Annotated in this window: 2 protein-coding genes and 1 pseudogene; all 3 read left to right on the top strand. The window is 68.2% G+C overall.

Translation table 11 applies throughout. From position 1 onward, the window contains the following. Positions 1-972: sensor histidine kinase (locus VZ95_RS22510; RefSeq protein ID WP_232302754.1), on the top strand; the 972-nt coding region annotated here is incomplete at its 5' end. Continuing rightward, positions 950-1,540 carry a response regulator gene (locus tag VZ95_RS22505; protein ID WP_052711953.1) on the top strand — a complete coding sequence of 197 codons (591 nt, stop codon included), beginning with the start codon at positions 950-952 and terminating at the stop codon, positions 1,538-1,540. The genes VZ95_RS22510 and VZ95_RS22505, both read left to right, overlap by 23 nt. 24 nt (positions 1,541-1,564) lie before the next feature. After that, a pseudogene (locus VZ95_RS28395) lies at positions 1,565-1,762 on the top strand (hypothetical protein); the annotation flags it as partial. Between the last annotated feature and the right edge of the window lie 103 nt (positions 1,763-1,865).

The following is a 1,865-nucleotide window of genomic DNA, read 5'->3' as shown; positions in this document are numbered from 1 at the left end:
CGCGCGCGCGCTGGGCGGCACGCAAGCGCCGCTGCCGCGCCGGTGCAAGGGAGCCGGGAAGTCGCCGGGCTGGCGGAAGTCTTCAACGATATGGCGGGCAAGATTTACGCCTATCAAACCGGCCTGCGCCGCATGGTGGACGACCGCACTGCCGAGTTGCGCGCCGCCAAGGAACAGGCCGAAGCCGCAACCTACGCCAAGACCGAGTTTCTCGCGGTGATGAGCCACGAGCTGCGCACGCCCATGAATGGCGTCATCGGGCTCACGGAACTGCTGGAAGCCGAACCGCTGTCCGCCACCGCCCGCGCCTATGTCTCGACCATTCGGCAGTCGGGCGAAATGCTGTCGGTGCTGCTCGACGATCTCCTCGATATTTCGCGTATCGAGGCCGGGCATGTCAGCTTCGATAACCGCGACTTCAATCTCGGCACGCTGTTGCGCGGGCTGGTCGATCTGACGCGGGTGACGGCGGAAACTAAGGGGCTGCGCGTCGATCTCACCCTGGAGCCCGACTTGCCGCAACATCTGTTAGGCGACCCCGCCCGGTTGCGCCAAGTGCTGTTCAACCTGCTGGGCAATGCGGTGAAATTCACGCCGAACGGGGCCGTGCGCTTAACCGTAACCCGCGCCCCCGTTCAAGAATCCGCCCGCGAGCAGATTTGGCTGCGCTTTACGGTGGAAGATACCGGCATCGGCATTCCGCCCGATGCGCTGCCGCGCCTGTTCGATGCCTTCTACCAAGTGGAAACCGGCACCGCCCGGCGCTTCGGCGGCTCGGGCCTGGGGCTTGCCATCGGCAAGCGGCTAGTGGAGGGCATGGGCGGGCGCATGGGCGTGGAAAGCCAGGTCGGCGCCGGCAGCCGCTTCTGGATCGACCTCGGCTTTGCCATTCGCACGCTCGCCCCCGCCGCCCGCCCCACCAGCCCGACCACGCAGTGCGCCCGCCTTGGTGGTGCTGCTGGTCGAAGATGAGGAGGTCAACCGGCAGGTGCTCTCCGGCCTGCTGCGACGCTCCGGCCACCGTGTCGTCATCGCCAAGGATGGGCCTGAGGCCTTGACCGCCTTTGAAAGTCACCGCGTCGATGCCGTGCTGGTCGATCTGCGTCTGCCCGGCATGGATGGCTATGAGGTGTCTCGCCGCCTGCTCGCCCGTGCCACCGAGCGGGCCGAGCCGCTGCCGATCCTCGCCGTCACCGCCAATCTGATGCCCGATATTTTCGCCGCCTGCCGCCGCGCGGGCATGTCGGGCGTTCTCGGCAAACCGATCGATTCGGCCCGGCTCGACCGCGCGCTCGCGGTGATTTCCTCCGGCGAAAATGCTGTGGGATCAGGAGGGCGCAGGCATGCCCGCCGCGTGGCGCAGCGAGCCGCAACCCGAGCTTCCGCCCCAGGCGGACGCCGACACCGGCCCGCCGCTGCTCGACCCGCAACCGCTCAACGAACTCTGGGAAGCTTTGGGCGAGGAGGAAACCCGCCGCCTGCTCGCCGTCTGCCGCAATGTGCTGGAGCGCTATCTGACCGATCTGACCGAGGCGATTGAGCCAGCGCCCGCGCCGACGCCGCCCATAAGCTCGCCGGAGCCGCCGGAAACTACGGCTTCGCCCGCCTGCGCGCCGTCGCCCGCGCGCTCGAGGCCGACCCGCAGGACCGTACCGCCATTCCGACCTTGCGCGCACTCCACCGCGACGGGTTGGAAGCGTTGGCGGTTTGGGAAGCCAGGGCCGTGCAGACCATCGGCCCTGGCGAGGATGTCGGCCTGTGACGCCTGCTGCCCCCGCAAGCCGTCTGGCGCAAAGCCTCGGCCCACTCGGATTGATCGGCTCGATCCTGCTGCATGGGGTGGTTCTTGCCGCGCTGTTGGAGCG

The sequence above is a fragment of the Elstera litoralis genome (genome assembly GCF_000963705.1).
In the GTDB taxonomy this organism is placed as follows: Bacteria; Pseudomonadota; Alphaproteobacteria; order Elsterales; family Elsteraceae; genus Elstera; species Elstera litoralis.
This window is presented reverse-complemented; position numbering and strand designations above follow the sequence as displayed.